Origin of the sequence: Streptomyces sp. HD, assembly GCF_028369295.1 — a bacterium.
Classification (GTDB): Bacteria; Actinomycetota; Actinomycetes; order Streptomycetales; family Streptomycetaceae; genus Streptomyces.
Map to the genome: position 1 here is coordinate 15,356 of NZ_JAQMYP010000012.1, position 22,063 is coordinate 37,418.

Annotated in this window: 21 protein-coding genes and 2 pseudogenes; 10 read left to right on the plus strand and 13 right to left on the minus strand. The window is 71.3% G+C overall.

Annotation, left to right across the window (positions count from 1 at the left end):
• Positions 1-120: 120 nt before the first annotated feature.
• From POF73_RS14045 to hisN, 5 genes and pseudogenes are all read right to left on the minus strand, one after another.
• A complete protein-coding gene (locus tag POF73_RS14045; RefSeq protein ID WP_272115051.1) occupies positions 121-984 on the minus strand; it encodes an ABC transporter permease in 864 nt (287 codons plus the stop codon).
• Positions 981-1,842 (minus strand): annotated as a pseudogene (locus POF73_RS14050) (ABC transporter ATP-binding protein). Before POF73_RS14050 ends, POF73_RS14045 begins: the two are co-directional and overlap by 4 nt.
• Before the next feature lie 214 nt (positions 1,843-2,056).
• Entirely contained in the window at positions 2,057-2,473 is a 417-nt protein-coding gene (locus tag POF73_RS14055; protein ID WP_272115052.1) for a Fur family transcriptional regulator, read from the minus strand.
• A gap of 202 nt (positions 2,474-2,675) precedes the next feature.
• Positions 2,676-3,068 carry a CBS domain-containing protein gene (locus tag POF73_RS14060; protein WP_272115053.1) on the minus strand — a complete coding sequence of 131 codons (393 nt, stop codon included), beginning with the start codon at positions 3,066-3,068 and terminating at the stop codon, positions 2,676-2,678.
• Positions 3,069-3,323: 255 nt separating this feature from the next.
• Positions 3,324-4,124, minus strand: coding sequence for a histidinol-phosphatase (gene hisN, locus POF73_RS14065; protein WP_272115055.1), 801 nt, complete (start codon positions 4,122-4,124; stop codon positions 3,324-3,326).
• Between the two features lie 651 nt (positions 4,125-4,775).
• Between hisN and POF73_RS14070 the strand changes: the two genes are divergently transcribed.
• Positions 4,776-5,387, plus strand: coding sequence for a TetR/AcrR family transcriptional regulator (locus POF73_RS14070; protein ID WP_272115218.1), 612 nt, complete (start codon positions 4,776-4,778; stop codon positions 5,385-5,387).
• Between the two features lie 75 nt (positions 5,388-5,462).
• On the opposite strand, the gene POF73_RS14075 is transcribed toward POF73_RS14070, so the two are convergent.
• The 4 genes from POF73_RS14075 to POF73_RS14090 all read right to left on the minus strand — a co-directional run bounded on the left by POF73_RS14075 (position 5,463) and on the right by POF73_RS14090 (position 9,136).
• On the minus strand, positions 5,463-5,786 hold the full coding sequence (locus tag POF73_RS14075; protein WP_272115056.1) for a DMT family transporter: 324 nt from the start codon (positions 5,784-5,786) through the stop codon (positions 5,463-5,465).
• Positions 5,787-5,974: 188 nt separating this feature from the next.
• Positions 5,975-6,985, minus strand: coding sequence for a ribosome small subunit-dependent GTPase A (gene rsgA / locus POF73_RS14080; protein WP_272115057.1), 1,011 nt, complete (start codon positions 6,983-6,985; stop codon positions 5,975-5,977).
• 11 nt (positions 6,986-6,996) lie between these two features.
• Positions 6,997-8,313 (minus strand): 3-phosphoshikimate 1-carboxyvinyltransferase, encoded by a 1,317-nt coding sequence (gene aroA / locus POF73_RS14085; RefSeq protein ID WP_272115058.1) that lies wholly within the window; start codon positions 8,311-8,313, stop codon positions 6,997-6,999.
• Positions 8,314-8,413: 100 nt separating this feature from the next.
• On the minus strand, positions 8,414-9,136 hold the full coding sequence (locus tag POF73_RS14090; RefSeq protein WP_272115059.1) for a M50 family metallopeptidase: 723 nt from the start codon (positions 9,134-9,136) through the stop codon (positions 8,414-8,416).
• Between the two features lie 50 nt (positions 9,137-9,186).
• Here POF73_RS14090 and POF73_RS14095 point away from each other — a divergent pair, with 50 nt between their 5' ends.
• Positions 9,187-10,002, plus strand: a complete 816-nt coding sequence (locus POF73_RS14095) for an SOS response-associated peptidase (RefSeq protein ID WP_272115060.1) — start codon at positions 9,187-9,189, stop codon at positions 10,000-10,002.
• 282 nt (positions 10,003-10,284) lie between these two features.
• Here the strand turns inward: POF73_RS14095 and POF73_RS14100 are convergent, their stop codons facing one another.
• Genes POF73_RS14100 through POF73_RS14110 form a run of 3 tightly spaced genes read right to left on the minus strand, consistent with a single transcriptional unit; the run spans position 10,285 to position 12,791 of the window.
• Entirely contained in the window at positions 10,285-10,998 is a 714-nt protein-coding gene (locus POF73_RS14100) for an aspartate/glutamate racemase family protein (RefSeq protein WP_272115061.1), read from the minus strand.
• Between the two features lies 1 nt (position 10,999).
• Positions 11,000-11,776, minus strand: a complete 777-nt coding sequence (locus tag POF73_RS14105; RefSeq protein ID WP_272115063.1) for a sulfite exporter TauE/SafE family protein — start codon at positions 11,774-11,776, stop codon at positions 11,000-11,002.
• On the minus strand, positions 11,769-12,791 hold the full coding sequence (locus tag POF73_RS14110) for a TauD/TfdA family dioxygenase (protein WP_272115065.1): 1,023 nt from the start codon (positions 12,789-12,791) through the stop codon (positions 11,769-11,771). The genes POF73_RS14105 and POF73_RS14110 overlap by 8 nt, the downstream gene beginning before the upstream one ends.
• Positions 12,792-13,090: 299 nt before the next feature.
• Here POF73_RS14110 and POF73_RS14115 point away from each other — a divergent pair.
• Positions 13,091-14,125 (plus strand): annotated as a pseudogene (locus POF73_RS14115) (benzoate/H(+) symporter BenE family transporter); the annotation flags it as partial.
• A gap of 12 nt (positions 14,126-14,137) precedes the next feature.
• Here the strand turns inward: POF73_RS14115 and POF73_RS46225 are convergent.
• On the minus strand, positions 14,138-15,202 hold the full coding sequence (locus POF73_RS46225) for a helix-turn-helix domain-containing protein (RefSeq protein ID WP_443049513.1): 1,065 nt from the start codon (positions 15,200-15,202) through the stop codon (positions 14,138-14,140).
• A gap of 166 nt (positions 15,203-15,368) precedes the next feature.
• Between POF73_RS46225 and POF73_RS14125 the strand changes: the two genes are divergently transcribed.
• The 7 genes from POF73_RS14125 to def all read left to right on the plus strand — a co-directional run bounded on the left by POF73_RS14125 (position 15,369) and on the right by def (position 21,836).
• Positions 15,369-15,995, plus strand: coding sequence for an alpha/beta hydrolase family protein (locus POF73_RS14125; protein ID WP_272115219.1), 627 nt, complete (start codon positions 15,369-15,371; stop codon positions 15,993-15,995).
• Positions 15,996-16,252: 257 nt separating this feature from the next.
• Positions 16,253-16,948 (plus strand): RNA polymerase sigma factor SigR, encoded by a 696-nt coding sequence (gene sigR / locus POF73_RS14130; RefSeq protein WP_272115220.1) that lies wholly within the window; start codon positions 16,253-16,255, stop codon positions 16,946-16,948.
• A complete protein-coding gene (rsrA, locus tag POF73_RS14135; protein ID WP_093906706.1) occupies positions 16,945-17,247 on the plus strand; it encodes a mycothiol system anti-sigma-R factor in 303 nt (100 codons plus the stop codon). Before sigR ends, rsrA begins: the two co-directional genes overlap by 4 nt.
• Before the next feature lie 107 nt (positions 17,248-17,354).
• A complete protein-coding gene (locus tag POF73_RS14140; protein WP_272115068.1) occupies positions 17,355-18,665 on the plus strand; it encodes an HD-GYP domain-containing protein in 1,311 nt (436 codons plus the stop codon).
• On the plus strand, positions 18,578-19,915 hold the full coding sequence (locus POF73_RS14145) for an HD-GYP domain-containing protein (protein ID WP_272115069.1): 1,338 nt from the start codon (positions 18,578-18,580) through the stop codon (positions 19,913-19,915). The genes POF73_RS14140 and POF73_RS14145 overlap by 88 nt, the downstream gene beginning before the upstream one ends.
• 109 nt (positions 19,916-20,024) lie before the next feature.
• A complete protein-coding gene (locus tag POF73_RS14150; protein WP_272115070.1) occupies positions 20,025-21,005 on the plus strand; it encodes a tetratricopeptide repeat protein in 981 nt (326 codons plus the stop codon).
• 180 nt (positions 21,006-21,185) lie between these two features.
• Entirely contained in the window at positions 21,186-21,836 is a 651-nt protein-coding gene (gene def, locus POF73_RS14155) for a peptide deformylase (protein WP_272115071.1), read from the plus strand.
• The last annotated feature ends 227 nt before the right edge of the window (positions 21,837-22,063 follow it).

Genomic DNA, 22,063 nt, shown 5'->3' on the forward strand with positions numbered 1-22,063 from the left:
CCGTCGTGGCTACAGCGGTGCCGTAGGCAATGCCGCTTCCGCTCCTGCTCCACCTGCCCCAGCTACTCCACCTGCCCCAGCTACTCCACCTGCTCCAGCTACTCCACCTGTTTCTCCCTCTCATGACTGGCCCCTTCCCTGGTCCCTCGGTGCCCACGGGGTGAGCAGGCGGCCCGCGAAACGGATCAGTTCGGAGAAGAGGACTCCCAGGATCGCCACGCAGACGATGCCGACGAACATCACGTCGTTCTGGAACAGTGCGCGCGAGTCGAAGATCAGATGCCCGAGGCCGTTCGTCGCGGCGATCTGCTCCGACGCGACGATGACCAGGACCGCCACGCCGGCCGCGATACGTGCCCCCACCAGGACCGACGGCAGTGACGCGGGGAGGAGTACATGGCGGAACATCTGCCGACGTGAGGCGCCGAAGACCTGGCCCGCGTCTCGGTGTCCGGAGGGGATCGCGATGACCGCGGACATGGTCGAGATCCAGACGAAGAAGAAGACCGTGGTCGCCACCAACGCCACCTGCGGGCCCTCGCCGAGGCCGAACATGTTCAGGAAGATCGGCAGCAGGGCCAGTTTCGGTACGACGTACAGGGCGTCCAGTAGTGGTTCCAGTGCTGCTCGTACCAGGGAAAGGGAGCCCATCAGCAGGCCCAGGGCGTAGCCCGTCGCCGTGCCGGCCGCGTATCCGGCCAGGACTCGCTTGAGCGTTGCCCAGACGTCCGGCCACAGGTCGCCGGCCGCGGCGCGGTCCCAGCCGTCGGCGAGGATCGTGGACGGGGCCGGGTAGACGCGGTCGTCGATCCAGGCCTGGGTGGCCGCCAGTTGCCAGAGCAGGATCAGCGACAGGGGGACGGCGAGTGCCAGCGAGAGCTCCAGCGCGCGTCTGCGGCGGTGGGTGCGTGTGGGGTGGAGTTCCTGTGGGCCGGGGCGGCGGATCAGGACCGCGTCGGCGGGTGGCTTCGTGAGGGTCGTCATGCCGGTACCGCCTCCTTTCGGAGCAGATCCCACAGTTCGCTTCTCAGAGCGGTGAACTCGGGTGTGGCGCGGATGTCGCCGGTGCGCGGGCGGGGGAAGGGCGGGCGGTGCTCGGCGATGATCCGGCCGGGGCGCGCGGACATGACCAGGACGCGGTCGCCGAGGACGATCGCCTCCTCCAGGCTGTGGGTGATGAAGAGGGTGGTCGTCCGCAGGGACTGGGTGATGTCCAGGAGTTCGTCCTGGAGGATGGTGCGCAGTTGGGCGCCCAGCGCCGCTGGGGGCACCTCCCACGCCCGTTCAGGGCAGTGGGGGAGGCTCGTCCATCAGCAGGAGTTCGGGTTCCACCGCCAGGGCGCGGGCGATCGCCACGCGCTGGCGCATACCGCCGGAGAGGGTGGCCGGGTAGGCGTCCGCGAAGTCCGACAGGGCCATGCGGGCCAGCCAGTCGTCGGCGCGGGTGTTGGCCTCGCGGCGCGGGACGCGCTGGATGTCCAGGCCGAAACGGACGTTCGCGCGGACGGTCTTCCAGTCGTAGATGCCGTAGTCCTGGAAGATCATGGCCGCGGGGCGCCGGTTCGAGGTGCGGATCTCCAGGGTGCCGGTGCTCGGGCGGAGCAGGCCTGCGGCGATGCGGAGGAGGGTCGACTTGCCGCAGCCGGAAGGGCCGACGACGCAGACGAACTCGCCGGGGGCGACGGTCAGATCGAGGGGGCCGAGGGCTTGGACCGTGCGGGGCGTTCGGCCGAAGGTTCGGGTGAGGTCGTGGGCCTTGAGTTTGGGGTGCGGTGGGTGGGGCGGGTGAGGTGCGTGTGGCGGCTGCGGCTCTCCGGGGGCAGTCGGTGTCGGCTCTCCCACTTCGGTCTCCTCGCGGAGTGCGGACGGACGTGTGGGTGTGTGGGGGTGCGTGGGGGTGACGTACTGGTGGGTGTCGTTGACCATATGACGACCCGTCAGATTCTGGAACCCCGTACGTGGGCGGAGCCGGGAGCGCCCTGCGGGTGCGCGTCTCCGTGTGTGCGCAGCACAAAGCCCCGGCGCACAGCGGTGCCGGGGCTCGTGGGTGGCTGTATCAGGCCGTCGCGCAGTTCGGGCAGATGCCGCGGTACGTCACCTCGACGTCCGAGACCGTGAAGCCGAAGCGCTCGGTGTCGGGGAGGTCGGCCATCGGGTTGCCCGTCGGGTGGACGTCCCGGATCGCGCCGCACTGGGCACAGACCAGGTGGTGGTGGGGACGATGGGCGTTCGGGTCGTACCGCTTCGCCCGCTTGTCGGTGGAGACTTCGAGCACCTCGCCGAGGGTGACCAGTTCGCCCAGCGTGTTGTAGACGGTCGCCCGGGAGATCTCGGGCAGCTTGGCGACGGCTCGCGCGTGCACCTCGTCGGCCGTCAGATGGACGTGATCGCCGGCGAGCACCTCGGCCACGACGCGTCGCTGCGCGGTCATCCGCCATCCGCGTCCGCGCAGCCGTTCCAGAAGGTCACTCATGGAGAACACCTTAACAGCAGAGCGACCAGGTTCCGAATGGGTGTGAATTTGGAGGTCGACTTGATTTAGATCAAGTCCAGTGTGGAATGGAAGCCGACTTTGCCTGCCGGGGGGCGGTCCGCTTCGAACGGGAGTGGAATCCGGTGGGGTCCCCCATGCCCTTTTGGGGCTGTGGGGGACGGTAGGCGGCAGGTGTGTGTGCTCAGGCGGGGGCGTGCTGGCGGACCGGGGCCCAGCAGCGGATGATGTCGCGGACCGAGACGATGCCGACGGGTTCGCCGTGGTCCAGGACGATCAGATGGCGGAAACCGCCGTGCGCCATGGCGCGGGCCGCCTCCTCCAGGGTCCATGACGGGGCCGCGAACACGACGTCCGTAGTGGTGTGGTCGTGGGTGCGCTCGATGTCCGGGTTCTGTCCGAGGCCGACGGAATTGAGGATGTCGCGTTCGGTGAGGATGCCGATACCGCCGGCGTCGGGGTCGTGGACCACGGCCGCGCCGACCCGACGGGCGGACATGAGCGCGGCGGACTGGCGAAGGGTGTGAGTGGGGCCGATGGTGAGGACCACGGTGCTCATGGCGTCACGTACGAGCATGGATGGAGCCACCTCCTGAAGTGCCCCCGCACCGTTTGTTCACCGATTCACAAATTCACAAGTGGGGGGACTCTCAGGTTGGCAGGTAAAGCGCGGGTCAACAAGGGGGCGCGTGAAGCTGGGTTCGGGGCGTATGGAGCACTCGGTGCGCGTGGTGCGCCCGAGCCAGGGCAATAGCGCTGGTTGCCGCTTCGGTGGCGCTGGGCGCTGCCTCGGTAATGCCAGTGACGCTTGAACGCTGGTGACGCTCGAACGCTAGTAACGCTCGTTGAGGTATCCCAGGAGCTCGTCGTGCAGTACGCCGTTCGACGCGGCCGCGTTGCCGCTGTGCGGGCCCGGGCGGCCGTCGAGGCCGGTGAAGGTGCCGCCGGCCTCCGTGACGACGATCGCGGTGGCGGCCATGTCCCAGAGGGAGAGCTCGGGCTCGGCGCAGATGTCCACCGATCCCTCGGCGACCATCATGTACGGCCAGAAGTCGCCGTACGCGCGCGTGCGCCACACCTCGCGGGTGAGGTCGAGGAAGCCGTTGAGGCGTCCCTGCTCCTCCCATCCGCTCAGCGAGGAGTACGCGAACGAGGCGTCCGTCAGTTTCGAGACGCGGGAGACCTGCAGGCGGGTGGCGGAGGAGAGGCTGCGGCCGGAGAAGGCGCCGTGGCCCTTCGCGGCCCACCAGCGTCGGCCCAGGGCGGGTGCGGACACGACGCCCACGACCGGCTGGAAGCCGCCCTCGCCTGCCTCCATCAGGGAGATGAGGGTGGCCCAGACCGGGACGCCGCGTACGTAGTTCTTGGTGCCGTCGATCGGGTCGATGACCCAGCGGCGGGGGCCGGTGCCCTCGACGCCGTACTCCTCGCCGAGGATCGCGTCTCTTGGGCGGGCGCGCTGGAGTTGACCGCGGATCAGTTCCTCGGCGGCCTTGTCGGCCTCGCTCACCGGGGTCATGTCCGGCTTGGTCTCGACCTTGAGGTCGAGGGCCTTGAAGCGGGCCATGGTGGCGGCGTCGGCGGCGTCCGCGAGGACGTGGGCGAGGCGTAGGTCGTCGAGGTAGTCCGGCATGGGACGAACCGTATCTGTCGTGCTTGGGGTGGGGCTACATGGCCGGGGATCATGGGCGGGTTGCGTGACGGGGGATTTCGCCCCCGCCGCCCCTACCCGTCCCATCCGCCAGGGGCGCTGCCCCTTCGACCCCGGGGGGCTTCCGGGGGCTGCCGCCCCCAGACCCCCGCTTCGGCCCCTGAAGGGCCTTGTCCTCAACCGCCGGACGGGCTGGAAGGGGCTGGTCGGCGTTGGGGAGTGGGCGTGCTTGTGGGTGGGGGCGGTGGGTCTCTGTCCTCAACCGCCGGACGGGCTGGGAGGGAGTTGGCCGGTGTTGGGGAGTGGCCGCGCATGCCTCCGAACGCGGATGGCTGCGGGATGTGGGCGGCGTTCTGAGTCGGGCGGTGAGGGTTTGGGGTGGAGTCTGTCGGGGGTGCGTGAGGGCTGGAGTGGCGTGGGTTTGTTCTTGGGGGTGGGGCGGCTGAATTGTGTGGGTCGGGCTGAGGGTCCTGGTGGGTCGTAGCGGGCTGACGGGCTAGTCCCTGCCCCTGTCCCGGTGTCGGAGGCCCGCGCGTCGCGGTGGAATGGCGCCCCCGCATGCGCTCGCGAACCCTTGACAGTGCCTCCGTGCGCGTCAAATCTGGGCGCAGAGCCGCTCGGTCCTGGGAGGCGATGATGCCTGCAGCGCGGGAATCTCTGCTGGACTCCGCTTATACGGCGCTGGCGCGCCGGCCGTGGTCCGCCGTGCGGATGGTGGACGTGGCCTCGGCGGCCGGAGTGTCCCGGCAGACGCTGTACAACGAGTTCGGGAGCAAGGAAGGCCTCGCCCGTGCGCTTGTGCGCAGGGAGGCCGACGGTTATCTCGCCGGTGTGGACCGCGCTCTCGCCACACACAGCGACGCCCGCGATCGCCTCACCGCCACCGCCGAGTGGATCGCCGGACTCGCCCGCGACAACGCCCTGGTCCGCGCCATGCTCACCGGCTGCTGGAGCGAGCGCCTGCCCTCGCCGACCCTCTCCGCCGTGCCGTCCTCCTCCGCCGTACCGGCGCAGCGGCGGGCCGACGGGCCGCTTCCGTCGCCCGGCGACTTCGTGGCCCTCGTCCGCGACCGCGCCGTGTCGGTCCTTTCCGGGCCCGGCGTCAACAAGTCCGACAGCGCCGACCTCGCCCGCTCCTGCGAACTGGTCGTCAGGCTGGCGCTGTCCTGCGTCGCCGCGCCACCCGGGGAAGGGGGTGTCTCCGATCTCGTGCGGAGCGCGTTGCACCGGCAGTTAGCCGGCTGACCGTCCCGCGGCGGCCTGCCCGTTGACCCGCGGCGGTCTGCCTGTCGCGGCCTGCGGTGTTCCCGGGGGACCCTCTCAGTGCGACGAGCCCGACAGTTGCAATCCGATGACGCCCGCGATCACCAGGCTGATCGACACGATCTTCAGCGTCGACACCAGGTCCCCGAGGAAGATCATCCCGTAGATCGCCGTACCCGCCGCTCCGATGCCCGTCCACACCGCGTACGCGGGGCCCACGTCCAGTTTCTTCAATGAGAGCGTCAGGAGTCCGAAGCTGCCGAGGGCGAAGATGCAGAAGGCGACGGTCGGCCAGAGTCGGGTGAAGCCGTGCGACAGCTTGAGGCAGACGGCGAAGCCGGTTTCGAGCAGACCCGCCACTATGACCAGCAGCCACGCCATGTGCTGTCCTCCCGTGTCCCCGCGTACCTGTGACCGCTTCGTCAGGCTTTGGTCAGGCTTGCATCCGGCTTGGTGCGATTATGCCCTTACCGGACTCGCAGGGAGACAAACAACGCGGAGGTCAACCGACTGGTCAACCGGCTTCCTCGGTCCCCTTCCCAGGGTCCCCTTCCCCCGGGTCCTCTTCCTCAGTCCCCCTCCGTGCGCTCCCGCGTCGCCAGCAGTCGGCGCAGTGAGTACAGGCGGGCCGGGTCGGCGTGCCCCTCTTCCACCCACTGGTCCAGCGCGCACTCCGGCTCATCATGACTGCACGCACGCGGACAGCCCTCGGTTCCCGGTTCCAGGTCGGGGAACGCGTGGATCACCTGGGACGGATCGATGTGGGCCAGACCGAAGGAACGGACGCCCGGGGTGTCGATCACCCAGCCGTCGACATACGTCAGCGGCAGCGCCAGCGCGGACGTCGTGGTGTGCCGGCCGCGCCCCGTCACCGCGTTCACATGCCCGGTCGAGCGCCGGCGCTCCTCCGGCACCAACGCGTTCACCAGCGTCGTCTTGCCCACGCCGGAGTGGCCGACGAACGCCGTGACCTTGCCGTCCAGATACTCCCGGACCCGGTCCGCGGCGCCGCCGTCCGCCAGTTCCTCGCGGCTGGTGACGACATGGGGAATGTCCAACGCCCCGTACAGCTCCAGGAGTTTGTCCGGCGGCGCCAGGTCCGACTTCGTCATCACCAGCAGCGGTTCCAGACCGCCGGCGAACGCCGCCACCAGACAGCGGTCGATCAGCCGAGGCCGCGGTTCGGGGTCGGCGAGGGCGGTGACGATGGCGAGTTGGTCGGCGTTCGCCACCACGACCCGCTCGAACGGGTCGTCGTCGTCCGCGGTACGGCGCAGCAGCGACGACCGCTCCTCGATGCGCACGATGCGCGCCAGCGTGTCCTTCTTGCCGGACAGGTCGCCGACCAGGGCCACCCGGTCCCCGACCACCGCCGCCTTGCGGCCGAGCTCGCGGGCCTTCATCGCCAGTACGATCCGGTCCTCGACCAGGCAGGTCAGCCGCCCCCGGTCGACGGTGAGGACCATGCCCTCGGCGGCGTCCTCGTGCTTGGGCCGGATGTTCGTCCGGGGGCGGGTGTTCCGACGTCCGGGGCGGGTGCGGATGTCGTCCTCGTCGGTGTGCTTGCCGTAGCGGCGCATGGCGGTGTCCCCTACGCCCCGAGCATCCCGGTCCACAGCTCGGTGAAGTCCGGCAGGGTCTTCGCCGTCGTCGCCACGTTCTCGATCCGGACGCCCTCGACCGCGAGGCCGATGATCGCGCCGGCCGTCGCCATGCGGTGGTCCTCGTAGGTGTGGAAGACACCGCCGTGCAGTCGACGCGGGCGGATGTGCAGGCCGTCGGCGGTCTCGGTGACGTCGCCGCCGAGCTCGTTGATCTCCTTGGTGAGGGCGGCCAGGCGGTCCGTCTCGTGCAGGCGCAGGTGCGCGACCCCGCGGAGCGTGGACGGGGAGTCCGCGAGGGCGGCGACCGCCGCGATGCCCGGGGTGAGTTCGCCGACCTCGCTCAGGTCCACGTCGATGCCGTGGATGGCACCCGAACCGGTGAACACGAGCCCGTACTCGGTGAGTTCGCAGGAACCGCCCATCTCGGTGAAGATCTCCCGCAGCCGGTCACCGGGCTGGGTGGTCCGGGACGGCCAGTCCGGGACGAGGACCTTGCCGCCGGTCACCAGCGCCGCCGCCAGGAACGGCTGGGCGTTGGACAGGTCCGGCTCGATCGTCAGATCGCGGCCGAGCAGGGCGCCCGGCGTGACCCGCCAGACGTTCGGCTCGCCGCCCGACTCCGGGGTGTCCACCTGGGCACCGACCGAGCGCAGCATGTCCACGGTCATGCGGATGTGCGGCATGGACGGCAGGGCGGAGCCGATGTGGCGGACCTCCACGCCCTGGTTGAAACGCGGGCCGGACAGCAGCAGCGCCGACACGAACTGGGACGACGACGAGGCGTCGATCTCCACCGGGCCGCCCTCCAGCGCACCCCCGCCGTGCACCGTCAGCGGCAGCGCGCCCCGGCTGTCGTCGTCGATCCGGGCGCCGAGGACGCGCAGGGCGTCGATCACGCCGTTCAGGGGGCGCTCGTACGACCTCGGGTCGCCGTCGAAGCGGATGGGGCCGTCGGCCAGCGCGGCGACCGGCGGCAGGAAGCGCATCACCGTGCCGGCGTTGCCGACGTCGACCGTGGCCGGGCCGCGCAGCCCCGCGGGGAGCACGCGCCATGCCTCGCCGGTGCCCTCGGGGCCCACGCCCTCCTCGATGCCGACGCCCATCGCGCGCAGGGCGCCGGCCATCAGCAGGGTGTCGCGGGAGCGCAGCGGGCGGCGCAGCCAGCCTGGTTCGCTCGCGAGGGCGGCGAGGACGAGGGCTCGGTTGGTGACCGACTTGGACCCGGGCACGTGGACCGTCGCGTCGACGGCTCCGCTCGCGTGCGGGGCGGGCCAGAGGGCGGTGGGTGCGTCGTTCGGGGCCATGGCCCCCACTTTATAAGCAGGCGGTCGTTCGGGTGCGGCGCCGTTGGGGCTGGTCGCGCAGTTCCCCGCGCCCCTATGACCTGCGCCCCTTCGGGGCGCGTCATAGGTCCAAAAGCCACCTTCCCCCGCCTATCAGCGAGCACAGCGACACCGCGTGGAACAGGAAGAACCACAACCCCGCCGGTACGTGCGTCAACCGCGACAGCTGGTCCGCGTCCGAGTCGCCGGCTCCTCCCCGCGCCCTCTTCGCCTGCAGCTCGAACGCCGGCCTGACCCCGCCCAGCAGCAGGAACCACACCACCACGTACGCGAACGCCGCCTGCACCTGTGGCCCCGTCAGCCAGCTCACCAGGACGAACGTGCCGCCTGCGACGAACACGGTCAGGGCGCCGTACGCGTTGCGGATCATCACCAGCATCGCCACCAGCAGGGCCGTCGCCAGCCACAGGAGCAGGGTGATGCGGCCGGCGGCCAGCAGGGCGGCGCCGCCGAGGCCCAGGAGCGGGGGAGCCGTGTAGCCGGCGGCCGCGGTGAGGATCATGCCGATGCCGTGCGGCTTGCCACGGCTGACGGTGAGGCCGCTGGTGTCGGAGTGCAGGCGTATGCCGGTCAGCGTCCGGCCGGTCAGTAGCGCGACCAGACCGTGGCCGCCCTCGTGGGCGATGGTGATGGCGTTGCGCGAGATGCGCCACAGGCCGTGCGGGACGATCACGACGAGCGCCACGACCAGGGTGACGATCACGACCCACACATCGGGGTCGGGCTGAGTACCGGAGACCTCGTCCCAGAGGGAGGCGAGGGAGGCGGATGCGGTCCTGTCCATGTGCGGTGATGGCTCCCTGTGGTCGTCTGGAATCTGGCAGTGTTGCACGTATGTGCGGACGGTATGCAGCCAGTCGTGGGCCCGAGGATCTCGCAGGAATCTTTGAGATCGAGAAGTGGGAGCCCGAGGAGACCCTTGAGGCGGACTACAACGTGGCTCCGACCAAGGAGGTCCACGTCGTCCTCGACCGTCCCTTGAAAGACGTGGCCGAGCCGCGGCCGGTTCGACAGCTGCGCAAGCTGAAATGGGGGCTGGTGCCCAGCTGGTCCAAGACCCCCGAGAGCGCCTTCAAGATGATCAACGCGCGCGCGGAGACGGTGCACGAGAAGCCGTCGTACCGGCGGGCGTTCTCCTCCCGGCGCTGCATCATCCCCGCCGACGGCTACTACGAGTGGGTCACCGGTACGCAGGAGCGGGACCTGGAGGTCGAGGGGAAGAAGAAGCGGCCGCGCAAGCAGCCGTACTTCGTGCTGCCCGCCGACGGGTCGGTGTTCGCGATGGCGGGGCTGTACGAGTTCTGGCGGGACCGGACGCTGCCCGACGACCATCCCCAGGCCTGGTGGGTGACCTGCTCCGTGATCACGACCGAGGCGGAGACGACCCCGCTCGCCGTGGCGCCCGAGGAGGGCCCGCACACGCTCGCCGAGATCCACCCCCGGATGCCGCTGATGCTGACCCCGGACCGCTGGGACGCCTGGCTCGACCCGAGCCGCACGGACTCCGAGGACCTGCGCACCCTCCTCGACCCGCCGCCGCCCGGCCTGATGCGCGCCTACCCGGTCTCCACGCTGGTCAGCAACGTCCGCAACAACGGCCCCGAGCTGCTGAAGGAGCTGGACGGGCCGGAAGAGGGCACCCTTTTCTGACCTGACACCCGCGTCCGACGTGACACCCGCGTCCGACGTGACGACCGTGTCCGACGTGACATCCGTGTCCGACGTGACATCCGCGTGCGACGTGACATCCGCGTGCGACGTGACGACCGCGTGCGACGTGACGACCGCGTCCGACGCGACATCCACGTCCGACGTGCGACCGAGACCGTCGGTACGGACGCGAATGCGCGCCCGGCGCGGCGGTGGGAGGACACCATGCCACGCCGAGCGCACGCGGACCGCACCCACGCGGACCGCCGGGACCGGGGCCGCTCAGGCGGCGCCGGCCGGAGTCAGGGCCGTCAGGGCCTCCCGTACCGTCGCCCGGGCCAGCGCTGCCGTGGGGTCCACCACCGGGAGGCCGGCGCTCAGGTCACCGAGCAGCAGGGGCAGCTCGGTGCAGCCCGCCACCAGCAGGCCCGCCCCTCGGGCCGCCAGTTCCTCGGCGGCGCGCTCGATCAGGCAGACCGTGGCCGGGCCGAGGTCGCCCGCTTTCACCCGGCGGATGGCGCCCGTAACGGCCTCGCCCTGGGAGAGCTCGCCGGGCACCACCACCCGCAGGCCCGCCGCCGCCAGGGCGCGCTGATAGAGCTCGGCACGCACCGTGCCGGTCGTGGCCAGGAGCCCGACGGACGCGACTCCCTGGTGGTGGCGGCGGATCTCGGCGACCGTCTCCGCGATCATGTCCAGCATCGGGACGCGCACGCTGCTCCGTACCCCGTCGAGGAAGGCGTGCGCGGTGTTGCACGGGGTCGCGATGACCCGCGCCCCCATCGCCTCCAGCCGGTGCGCACCGCGCACGAGCCAGGGCGTCGGGTCGGGGCCGCGCCCGGTCAGCGCCGCCGAGCGGTCCGGGACCGTCGGGTCGGCCCAGACCACGACCGGCAGATGGTCCTGGTCGACGCCGGCCGGGGTCGCGTCGATGACCTTCCGGTAGAAGTCGACCGTGGCCAGCGGGCCCATTCCGCCCAGGATTCCGATGGTCATCTCACGTTCCCCATTGGTCGAGTGCCAGCTTGCCGACCAGCACGGTCACGACGACGAGCAGCACCGCCCGCACGAATCCGCTGCCGCGCTTGAGTGCCATACGGGCGCCCACCGAGGCGCCCGCGAGGTTGAACAGCGCCAGGAAGGGCGCGAGCGCCCACAGCACCGTTCCCTGGTACGCGAACATCGCGAGCGCGCCCAGGTTCGTCCCGACGTTGACGACCTTCGCCGTAGCCGAGGCCGTGACCATGTCCATGGACAGGACCGCGACCAGGCCGATCACCAGGAACGTCCCGGTGCCGGGGCCGAGCAGCCCGTCGTAGAAGCCGATGCCCGCGCCGACGACCACGACCGCGGTCAGCACCCGCTGCCGGGTCACGGCGCCGCCGGGCCGCTGTCCGAACTGCGGCTTCAGGACGACGAAGGCGGCGACGGAGACCAGCAGCACCATGATCACGGGGCGCAGCACCTCGCTGTTCACCCCGGCCGCGAAGAACGCCCCGCCCACCGCCGCCAGCGCCGCGACCGAGCCGAGCCGGGCCGCGAGCCGCACGTCGACGCGGGCTCTGCGGGCGTACGTCACCGCGGCCGCCGAGGTGCCGACGACGCCGACGGCCTTGTTGGTGCCGAGGGCGTACGCCGGGGCCAGATGCGGGAAGGCGATGAGCAGGGCGGGCACCTGGAGGAGCCCGCCACCGCCGACCACCGCGTCCACCCAGCCCGCGAGCGCGGCGGCGACGCAGAGCAGCACCGCCGAGGTGAGGGTCAGGTCATGCACGGGCGTAGCTGTCCTTGCTGAGCACGCGGCCCCCGGCCCGCACCAGGACCTCGGCCCGCAGCTCGCCGGGGTACGGGTAGAACCGGCGCAGCCAGCGGTCCTGGCCGTCGTAGCGCGGAGTGAAGTCACTGCGGCCGTGCACCACGATCCGGTTGTCGACCAGGAGCAGTTCACCCCGGTCGGCGCGCACCGCGCGGTGCACCGTGTGCATGGCACGGTTGAGGCGCTCCAGGGCCGCCTGCGCCTCGGGGTCCGTACCGAAGGTGTTGTGCATGTTGAACCGCACCCGGGTGCCGGGGGCGTCGGCCGGGCCGTCCATGAGCACCGGGTGCGGCTCGGTCACCGGTCGCTCCTCCTCGGCGAGCCCTCGGGTGAAGGAGAGGGGGAAGCGGCTGCGGTAGCGGTCGGTGCGCAGCAGCTCCCGGTCGGCGGCCGTGAGCAGCGGCTCGGCCTCGCGGACCGAGGCGACCATGGTGGCGGCCCGCCGGTCGTGGTCGGGGCGCAGGCACAGCAGGCCCAGGTGCGAGGGCCGTACCGGATGGTGGACGTTCTCGGTGTGGAAGTCGAAGAGCGTGGAGCCGGAGTTCAGGGGCTTCGCCGCGTCGGTGGGGACCGGGTACACGTCATGCACGAGCGCCCCGGACTTCTCGTCCTCGTAGCCGATCAGCCCGCCCAGCGGGTGGGCCACCAGGGCGACGAGCAGGCTGGAGGGGTGCGTCTCGCCGAGGACGTTGGAGCCGTACGCCGACGGGGTCGTCGGGATGTCGCCGACGGGCAGTCCGCGCACCACGAGCAGGCCGTGGTCCGGCGGGGTGTCACGGAAGGACTCGATGCCCTCGCGCAGCCGGGCCGGCAGCCTCTCGGCGAGCACGGCGAAGGCCTCGGTCTGCAGGCTCTCTTCCAAGGGCCCCGTCAGCCGCGCCGCGACCTGGACCAGCCCCTCCAGGCGCTTGGTGTCGGCCGGGTCGAGGGTGAGGGCGGCGAGGTCCGCACGGGGTTCCGCAGTAGTCGTCATGCCGAAGATCATTCGGCCCCAACAAGTGCTGTGACCAGGGGAGTTGATCGTCCGGAAACGTCCATGACCCGCACCGGTCACACCTGGCACCTGTCCGGTAGGGGACGCGGCCTGATGCGGACGCGCCCCGGCATGTCGTCGCCTGCGTGCGGTGCGGCAGCATGTGGGGTGGCGCGGCAATGTCTTCGGGGGAGGTGTCCGCCATGTCTGAAGTTTCCTTGTTCTCCTTCATATGGGGATGATCGGTGCGATCGATGCGGTCCGTGTCCTTGTCCGCGGTCAATGCCGGCGTGGTGGCGATGGCGGTCTCCTACGCGGGACCGCTCGCCCTGGTCCTGGCCGCCGCCGACGCGGCCGGTCTGAGCCCGGCGCAGAGTTCGTCGTGGGTGTGGGCGATATCCATCGGCGCGGGCCTGACCTGCGTGGGGCTCAGCTGGTGGAGCCGCACCCCGGTCATCACGGCGTTCTCGACGCCGGGGGCGGCCATCCTGGTCACGGCCCTCGCCCAGCACGACTACGCCGAGGCCGTCGGCGCCTTCCTCGTCGCGGGTGTCGCGGCCACGGTGCTGACCGCCACGGGGGTGTTCGCCCGGGTCCTCGCCCGGATTCCGGACGGAATCGTCTCGGCGATGCTCGCCGGGATCCTCTTCTCGTTCGGCACGGCGATCTTCACGTCGCTGCGCTCGGCCCCGCTGCTCGCGGGCGCTATGGTGATCGGCTACCTGGTCGCCAAGCGGCTGTGGCCGACCTACGCCGTGATGTGCGCGCTCGCCGTGGGGCTCGCCGTCGCCGCGGCCGACGGCGGTCTCGGCCTGGACATCGAGGGCCCCGGCCTGGCCGTGCCGCACCTCACGACCCCGCACTTCTCGGTGGGGGCGCTCATCGGCATCGGCGTACCGCTGCTCGTCGCCACGCTCGCCGGGCAGTACGCGCCGGGCATGGCGGTGCTGCGCGCGGACGGCTACCAGCCCCGTGAGCGCGTGATCTGCGGTACGACCGGTGCGGTGTCGACCCTGCTCGCCCCCTTCGGCTCGCACGCGATCAACCCGGCGGCCATCACCGCCGCGATCTGCACCGGCCCCGAGGCGCACCGAGACCCGGCCAGGCGGTGGATCGCCGGCGTGAGCTGCGGCGTCGGCTATCTGGTCGTGGGCTGCTTCGGCTCCACCCTCGTCGCCCTGTTCACCGGACTGCCGCGGGCGCTCGTGGCGACCCTGGCCGGAGTGGCGCTGCTCGGCGCGCTCTCCGGCAGCCTGGCCCGTACGGTCGCCGACGAACGCCACCGCGAGGCCTCCGTCATCACCTTCCTCGCGACCGCCTCCGGAGTGACGGTCGCCGGCATCGGCTCACCGTTCTGGGGACTGCTCGCCGGGGTCCTCGCGCACGTCCTGCTCAAGATCGGCGGACGCGAGCCAGCCGGCCCGCTCGGCGAAGACGGCGACCTGGAACCGGCTGGTGGCGCCGAGCACGGACGTCAGCTCGTTGACCATGCGGCGGACGGTGCGGTCGGAGACACCGAGGCGCCGAGCGACCGCCTCGTCGGTCAGCCCCTCCGCCAGTAGCCGCAGGACCGCCCGCTGCCGCCGGTCGGGCCGGCCCTCCGGGGCCTCGTCCCCGGCGGTGCGCGCCCCGGTGTCGAAGGCGGCGGCGTGCGCCCATGCGTGCTCGAACTGGCTGCGGAACACCTCGACCAGGGAGGGGTCGTAGACGACGACGGCCGCCTGCTGCCCGTCCGTGCCGGTGGCGGGCACGATCGCCAGATGCCGGTCGACGACGATGAGCCGGTGCGGCAGCGTCACGGCGGTACGCACCTGCCCGCCCGCCTTCCGCAACTCCCGTAGATACGCCGCCATATGGGGCAGCGCGGCCGTCGAGGCGAGATGCACGGTACGCATCACGACACCGCGCCGCAGCGCCCGCCGGTCGCGCGCGAGCCCCTCCTCCACCATGTACTCGGGCACCCCGCGGCCCGGGTGCAGCGAGATCACCTCGTCGTGGGCCTGCTGGGCGGCGTCCTCCAGGGCGGCCGCGATGTTGGTCGTGCCCTCAACGAGCTGGGCCTGGGTGCCGGACAGACGCATGGCGTGGATGGGATGGAAGTCGGTGAGCATCCGCACCATCGCCTCGCGGGTGCGGGCGGTCTGCTCGATGAGCTCGGCGACGCGGCGGGCATCGGCGGCGAGGAGGTGGTCGAGCGCGGACTCGGACGACACACAGGCCCACCCGCTGGGCGTGGCGGTGGTCCGCACCAGCAGGCCGAGCCCGGACAGGACCTGGATGGCCACCGCGTACTCGTCGCTGCTCCAGCCGAGCCGCCGGCACACGGCCGCCGGTGTCCAGCCGGCGTCCTGGACGGCGATCCCGTAGAGACTCTGCCCGAGCTTGTGCTCCAGCACGGTGCTCCTGGTCACTGCTTCCCCCTCGTCGACGCTGCCCCCGGACGCGAGGAAAGGCCGCCCTTCCCGCCCGGGGACGTGACGGCCTCGTCACACAGCCGATCACCCTACGCCGAACGGAGCGGGCGGCATCGGCCCGCAGAGGGCAGACTCTTCTGACGTGACGACCGAGTCTGACGTGATGACTGAGATCATCGGTACGGATGCGGGGGACGCCCGCATCACCTGGCACCGGGCGCAGCAGCCCCGGCTGGTCCTGGCGGTGAGCCATGGCGCCGGCGGCGGCATCGGGGCGCGGGACCTCGTGGCGCTCGCGAGAACCCTCCCGGCCCAGGGAGTGACCGTCGCCCTCGTCGAGCAGCCCTGGCGGGTGGCCGGCAAGAAGGTGGCGCCCGCGCCGAAGACGCTGGACGTCGGCTGGCGGGGCCTGTGGCCCGCGCTCGCCGCGCCCGGGCTGCCCGTGATCTCCGGCGGGCGCAGCGCCGGGGCCCGCGTCGCCTGCCGTACGGCCGTCGAGCTGGGCGCCCGTGCCGTGCTCTCCCTCAGCTTCCCCCTGCACCCGCCCGGCAAGCCCGAGAAGTCCCGCGCCGACGAGCTGCTCGGAGCCGGGGTGCCCACCCTCGTCGTCCAGGGCGGGAACGATCCGTTCGGCAAGCCCGAGGAGTTTCCCGAGGGCGATCACGAGCTGGTCGAGGTGCCGTACGGCGATCACGGGTTCGCCGTGCCCAAGCGGGCGCCCCTCGATCAGGACGAGGCCGTGGCGATCGTCACGGACGCGGTGGCCAAGTGGGTCGAGTCACTCGGGTAAAGGTTCGGGAATGTCTCAGACCCGGCCTTGGTTGTGGCGGACAGCGGTGCTGAACCACCAGCGCCGACGTCGTAGGAGAGGAAGTCCGCCGCATGGGTTCGACCTTCTGCCCGGCCCGCAGCAGCCGTTCCGACCTGGACTGGACGGTGCTGCACGCGGCCAGGACCGCTCCTATTCGAGGGGCGGTCGGTACGGCAGGTCGTCTATCCTCCGATTCAGGCGGGACCGGATTCGGCCCTGCCCGCAATCTTGAGGAGGTGGGTCCGGTTCCCGGTACCGACGCAGGGACCGACAACGGCCAGGCGGAGCAGCCCGAGGGCCTGGGCACGAGCGTGGACACGTCCACGGAGTCGACCGCCGAGCGCAGCGCGCGCTTCGAGCGGGACGCGCTCGAATTCCTCGACCAGATGTACTCGGCCGCGCTGCGCATGACGCGCAACCCGGCCGACGCCGAGGACCTGGTGCAGGAGACCTACGCCAAGGCGTACGCGTCCTTCCACCAGTTCCGCGAAGGCACCAACCTGAAGGCGTGGCTGTACCGGATCCTCACCAATACCTTCATCAACTCCTACCGCAAGAAGCAGCGTGAACCGCAGCGTTCGGCGGCGGAGGAGATCGAGGACTGGCAGCTCGCGCGCGCCGAGTCGCACATGTCGACCGGTCTGCGCTCCGCCGAGTCGCAGGCGCTCGACCACCTGCCCGACTCGGACGTGAAGGAAGCGCTCCAGGCGATCCCCGAGGAGTTCCGCATCGCTGTCTACCTCGCCGACGTAGAAGGCTTTGCGTACAAGGAGATCGCGGACATCATGGGGACACCCATCGGTACGGTGATGTCCCGGCTGCACCGGGGCCGCCGTCAACTGCGCGGCATGCTTGAGGACTACGCCCGTGAGCGCGGCATGGTCCCGGCCGGCGCCGGAGAGTCGAACGAAGCGAAAGGCTCGGGCTCATGAGCTGCGGAGAGCCGCACGAGACGGATTGCAGTGAGGTACTCGATCATCTCTACGAGTTCCTCGACCGTGAGATGCCCGACGCCGACTGCACCAAGTTCGAGCAGCACTTCGAGGAGTGCTCGCCGTGCCTGGAGAAGTACGGGCTTGAGCAGGCCGTGAAGAAGCTGGTCAAGCGGTGCTGCGGCCATGACGACGTGCCGACCGACCTGCGCGCCAAGGTGCTGGGGCGGCTCGACCTGATCCGTTCCGGCCAGGCCGTGCCCGAGCACGACGTGACCGCGACGCCGCAGGAATCCTGAACGAACAGTCGTCACTCGAACGTGCTAATCCCCCGGTCATAAGACCGCGGACCTCCCCCTGGCCGCTCTAGGCTTCCGTGCTTGAAGCGCGTGGCCGGGAGGGGCGTATGGAGGCGACACCCGCACCGGCACATGTCTACGTCGGCTGTGTCGTGCTCGCTGCCCTGTACTGCCTGCACCCGATGGCGTCGACTCCCGTCCCCTGGTGGGCGGTCGCCCTGCTCGCCGCGCTGTATGCCGGGGGCGAGCGGATCGCCGCCCGGGGCAGGCTCTCGGGCACCTTCTATCCCGTGCTCCTCGCCGGGGCCTTTCTGCTGCCACCGGCCGCCGCCGCGCTGGTCGCCATGCCGGGGGCGCTGGTCGCCCCGGTCGGCGGACGGACGCGTCTGCTGCGGCGGGTGTGGCGGGCGGCCCAGCTCGCGGTCGCCGTGTGGACGGCGGCCCGGGTGCACTGGACGCTCGGCGAGCACGACGCCGTGGACGCCTCCGACTTCCCGTACGAACTCGCGCCCGCCGGAGCCGCGGTGCTCGCGTTCTGCCTGGTCCTCACCGTGCTGGACGGCGGCATCCTGGCGCTCGCCGAGCGGGTGCCCGTCCGGCGCGCCTGGCGGGGGCTGTTCCTGCGCTCCCTCGCCCCCATCGCCGTACACGGACTGGCCGGGCTGATGATGGCCGTGCTGTGGCGCAGCCCGTACGGCCCGGTCGCCGCGCTGCTCGTGCTGCTGCCGATGTGTGTGTCGTGGTGGGTGTTCGCCCAGTACCACCGGGAACGCGCGGCGCATCAGGCGACCATCCGGGCGCTCGTCCAGGCCGTCGACATCAAGGACGGCTACACCCGCGGCCACAGCGAGCGGGTCGGGCAGGCCTCGATGATGATCGCCCGTGAGCTGGGCATGGAGGACGAGCGCGTCGAGGTGGTGCGGTTCGCCGGGATCCTGCACGACGTGGGGAAACTGGGCGTGCCCACCCGGCTGCTGCGCAAGGACGGGCCGCTCACCCCCGAGGAGCGCCGGGTGATCGAGCTGCATCCCGAGTACGGCCACGAGATGGTCCGCGGGATCTCCTTCCTCGGCGAGGCCCGGGCGGCCGTGCTCCATCACCATGAGCGGCTGGACGGGAGCGGCTACCCCTACGGGCTGAGGGGGAACCAGATCCCGGAGCCGGCCCGGGTGGTGGCGGTCGCGGACGCGTTCGACGCGATGACGTCGACCCGGTCCTACTCACGGGCCCGTCCCGTGTCCGTCGCCCTGCGCGAGCTGGAGAGATGCGCGGGCGCGCAGTTCGACCCCCGGATGGTCACGGCCCTGGCCCGAGCCGTGGGCCGGCACGGATGGCATCCCGCGGTGACCGCCGACGAGACCAGCACGCCCGTTCCCCGTCCGCCGGTCGCCGGGGTAACCGGGGGAGCGCACCGTTGAGTCCCCCCTGTACGGCCGGCGGACCGCCTCGCCTTCTCGCCCTCGTGCACACGGCCGCCGCCCTCCTGGCCGCCGTCTCCCTCCTCGGCACCCTGCGGCACGGCCTCGACGAACGCGGTACGGCCCTCGCCTTCGGCGTCCTGGTCGTCGTCGGCGAGCTCACCCGGTGGACGGGCACGGAGGGCAGGGAGGCCGCACCGCTGGGCGCCGCCGCGGCACTGTCGTACGCCCTGCTCGGGGAGGACGGCGGGCACCCCACCCATCACGGCGTCCAGCAGGTCGTCGCCGTCGTCCTCGCCGCCTCGCTCCTCGGCAGCGTGCCGCACATCGCGCGCGGGCGCCCCGTGCTCGACCACATCGCCCGGCGGGTGCTCACCGTCGGTTTCGCCGCCGTCTGCTTCCAACCCCTGTACAACCAGGGCACGTTCCACGGCTGGGGCACCGCCTACGCCCTTCTCCTGCTGGCGATCCTCACCCTCACCGCCCTGTGCGACGCCCTGCTCGCCGCCGCACTGGCGCGCTCGCGCACCCGGTGGCCGTTCGGGCCGCTGCTGCGGGACGAGATGCGGGCGACCCTCGGCATCGGGTCGGCCGTCTGCGCGACGGGCGCGGTGATGGCGCTGGCGGTCGCCGTGGTCGGGCTGTGGGCGCTGCCCGTCTTCTCGCTCCCGCTGCTGCTCACCCAGATGTCCTTCCGCCGGTACGCCGGGGTGCGGGCCACCTACCGGCAGACCATCGCCTCTCTGGCCCGGGCCACCGAGATCGCCGGGTACACGCCGGCCGGACACGCCCGGCGGGTGGCCGCGCTCAGCCGGGAGGTCGGGCGGGACCTGGGCCTGTCCGAGGCCGAGCTCACCGTGCTGGAGTACGCGGCCCTCATGCACGACATCGGGCAGCTCAGCCTGGTCGACCCGGTGCCGGCCGGGGCCACCGCCGTGCTGCCCGTCGAGGAACAGCGGCGGATCGCGCTGCTCGGTGGGGCCGTCGTACGGCAGACCGGGGTGAATCCGCAGGTGGCAACGGTCGTGGAGCGCCTCGCCGACCCCTGCCCCGAGCAGCCCGTCGCCGCGCGGATCGTGCGGGCCGTGAACGCATACGAGGAGAAGGCGCGCGACGCGGGTCCCGGAGGGCCGCTGAAGGCGCTGGAGGAGCTGCGGCTGGGTACTGCCGGGGAGTATGCGCCGGAGGTGGTGGGGGCGCTTGCGCGAGTGCTGGCCAGAGACAGTCTGGGTATGCCTATGGGTGGGTAACCCATGGGTAATGAGCGCCCTTCCAGCCGTACGTGGTTGGATGCGAATGAGAGTGTGTCCGGGGGCGAGCACTAGCCAGCCCACTCCACGGAACTGGCAGGCGGGAATCGTGAGGATCTTCGGCAAGGGACGGCACCGGCCCTCCGCCTCCTGGCGGCAGGCCACCGACCGGGCGTTCACGCTCATCGGCGACGGCCGGTACGAGGACGCGGGCGCGCTGCTTACACGTGCCGCCGATCTGGAGCCCTGGCTGTCGGAGTCCTGGTTCAACCTCGCGCTGCTGCACAAGTTCCGGCACGACTGGGAGCAGGCCCGGGCGGCCGGACTGCGTGCCGTGGCGCTGCTGGACCGGGAGACCGGGGCGCCCGACTGGTGGAACGTCGGCATCGCGGCCACCGCTCTGCAGGACTGGCCGCTGGCCCGGCGGGCCTGGCAGGCGTACGGACTGCGGGTGCCCGGCGGGGCGGCCGCGTCCGGTGAGCCGGTCGGGATGGACCTGGGCAGCGCGGCCGTACGGCTGTCCCCCGAGGGGGAGGCCGAGGTGGTGTGGGGGCGGCGCCTCGACCCCGCCCGGATCGAGGTGCTGTCCATTCCGCTGCCGTCCTCGGGGCGGCGCTGGGGCGAGGTCGTGCTGCACGACGGGGTGCCGCATGGTGAGCGGACCACGTCCGCCGGGCACGCCTACCCCGTCTTCGACGAGATCGAGCTGTGGGCGCCGTCGCCGGTGCCGACCTGGGTGGTGCTGCTGGAGGCCGCCACCGAGGCCGACCGGGACGCGCTGGAGCAGCTCGCCGCCGACGCCGGGTTCGCCGCGGAGGACTGGTCGTCGTCCGTGCGGCTGCTGTGCCGGATGTGTTCCGAGTCACGGATGCCGTCGGACGAGGGCGACGGGGAGCATCTGGATCCGCACGATCACAGTGAGCCGGGGCATCCGGGGCCGCTGGGGCATCGGACCGACGGGCAGCTGTGGGTGCCGGAGCGGGAGTGTGGCGTTGCCGCCCCGGCCGCCCTGGTGCGGGGGTTGCTGGACGGGTGGGTCGCCGACAGTCCGGATTCTCGGGATTGGCGGGATTTGGAAGAAGTCTGCTAGTCGCCGTCGGCGCGCGGCGGTCCGCAGGCCGCGGGCTGTGTGTGGCTGGTCGCGCCCCTGCGGCGGAGCCGGATATCGACACAGTCCCGCGCACCTGACGGGGCGCGCTCGCCGTACCCTGTATCAGCATCACACCCACTCTTTGACTCTTTGGTTTGTGCAGGAAGGCATACGTCGGTCATGGCCCAGCAGGACACCGAGCAGCAGCACGCGGGCGTGCTCCCCGTGGACGACGAGGGGTTCGTCGTCGACACCGAGGACACGGAGGAGCGCGAGAACGCCTGGCATGAGCGCGGCACCTCGCGGCCGATCACCGTCGTGGGGAACCCGGTGCTCCACAAGGAGTGCAAGGACGTCACCGAGTTCGGCGCCGAGCTGGACCAGCTGGTGGCGGACATGTTCGCCTCGCAGCGCACCGCCGAGGGCGTGGGCCTGGCCGCCAACCAGATCGGCGTCGACCTGAAGGTCTTCGTCTACGACTGCCAGGACGACCAGGGCGCACGGCACGTCGGTGTCGTCTGCAACCCCAAGCTCGTCGAGCTGCCCGCCGACCAGCGCCGCCTGGACGACAGCAACGAGGGCTGCCTGTCCGTGCCGACGGCCTACGCGCCGCTGGCCCGCCCCGACTACGCCGAGGTGACCGGGCAGGACGAGAAGGGCAACCCGATCAAGGTGCGCGGCACCGGGTACTTCGCTCGGTGTTTGCAGCACGAGACGGACCACCTCTACGGCTACCTCTACATCGACCGGCTGTCGAAGCGGGAGCGCAAGGACGCGCTTCGCCAGATGGCCGAGAACGAGCCCCGCTACCCGGTGGTCGCGAACGACTGAGGACCGTCGGCAGGTCCCACAAGTCCCTTGCGCACGGCGTCTGTTCAGGATCCCCGTCCTGGCCGGGCGCCGTTCGCATGTCTGTCGCACGTTCGATCCCTTATATGCGGATTGTGATCCAGAATCGGTCAGGTAGGGGAGGTTCTCGGCACTGTGGGGTAGTGAAAGAAGCAAATCCGTTCCCAGAACGGTCAGTTGTGGTGCTGAATGGAAGTGCGGGGATACGC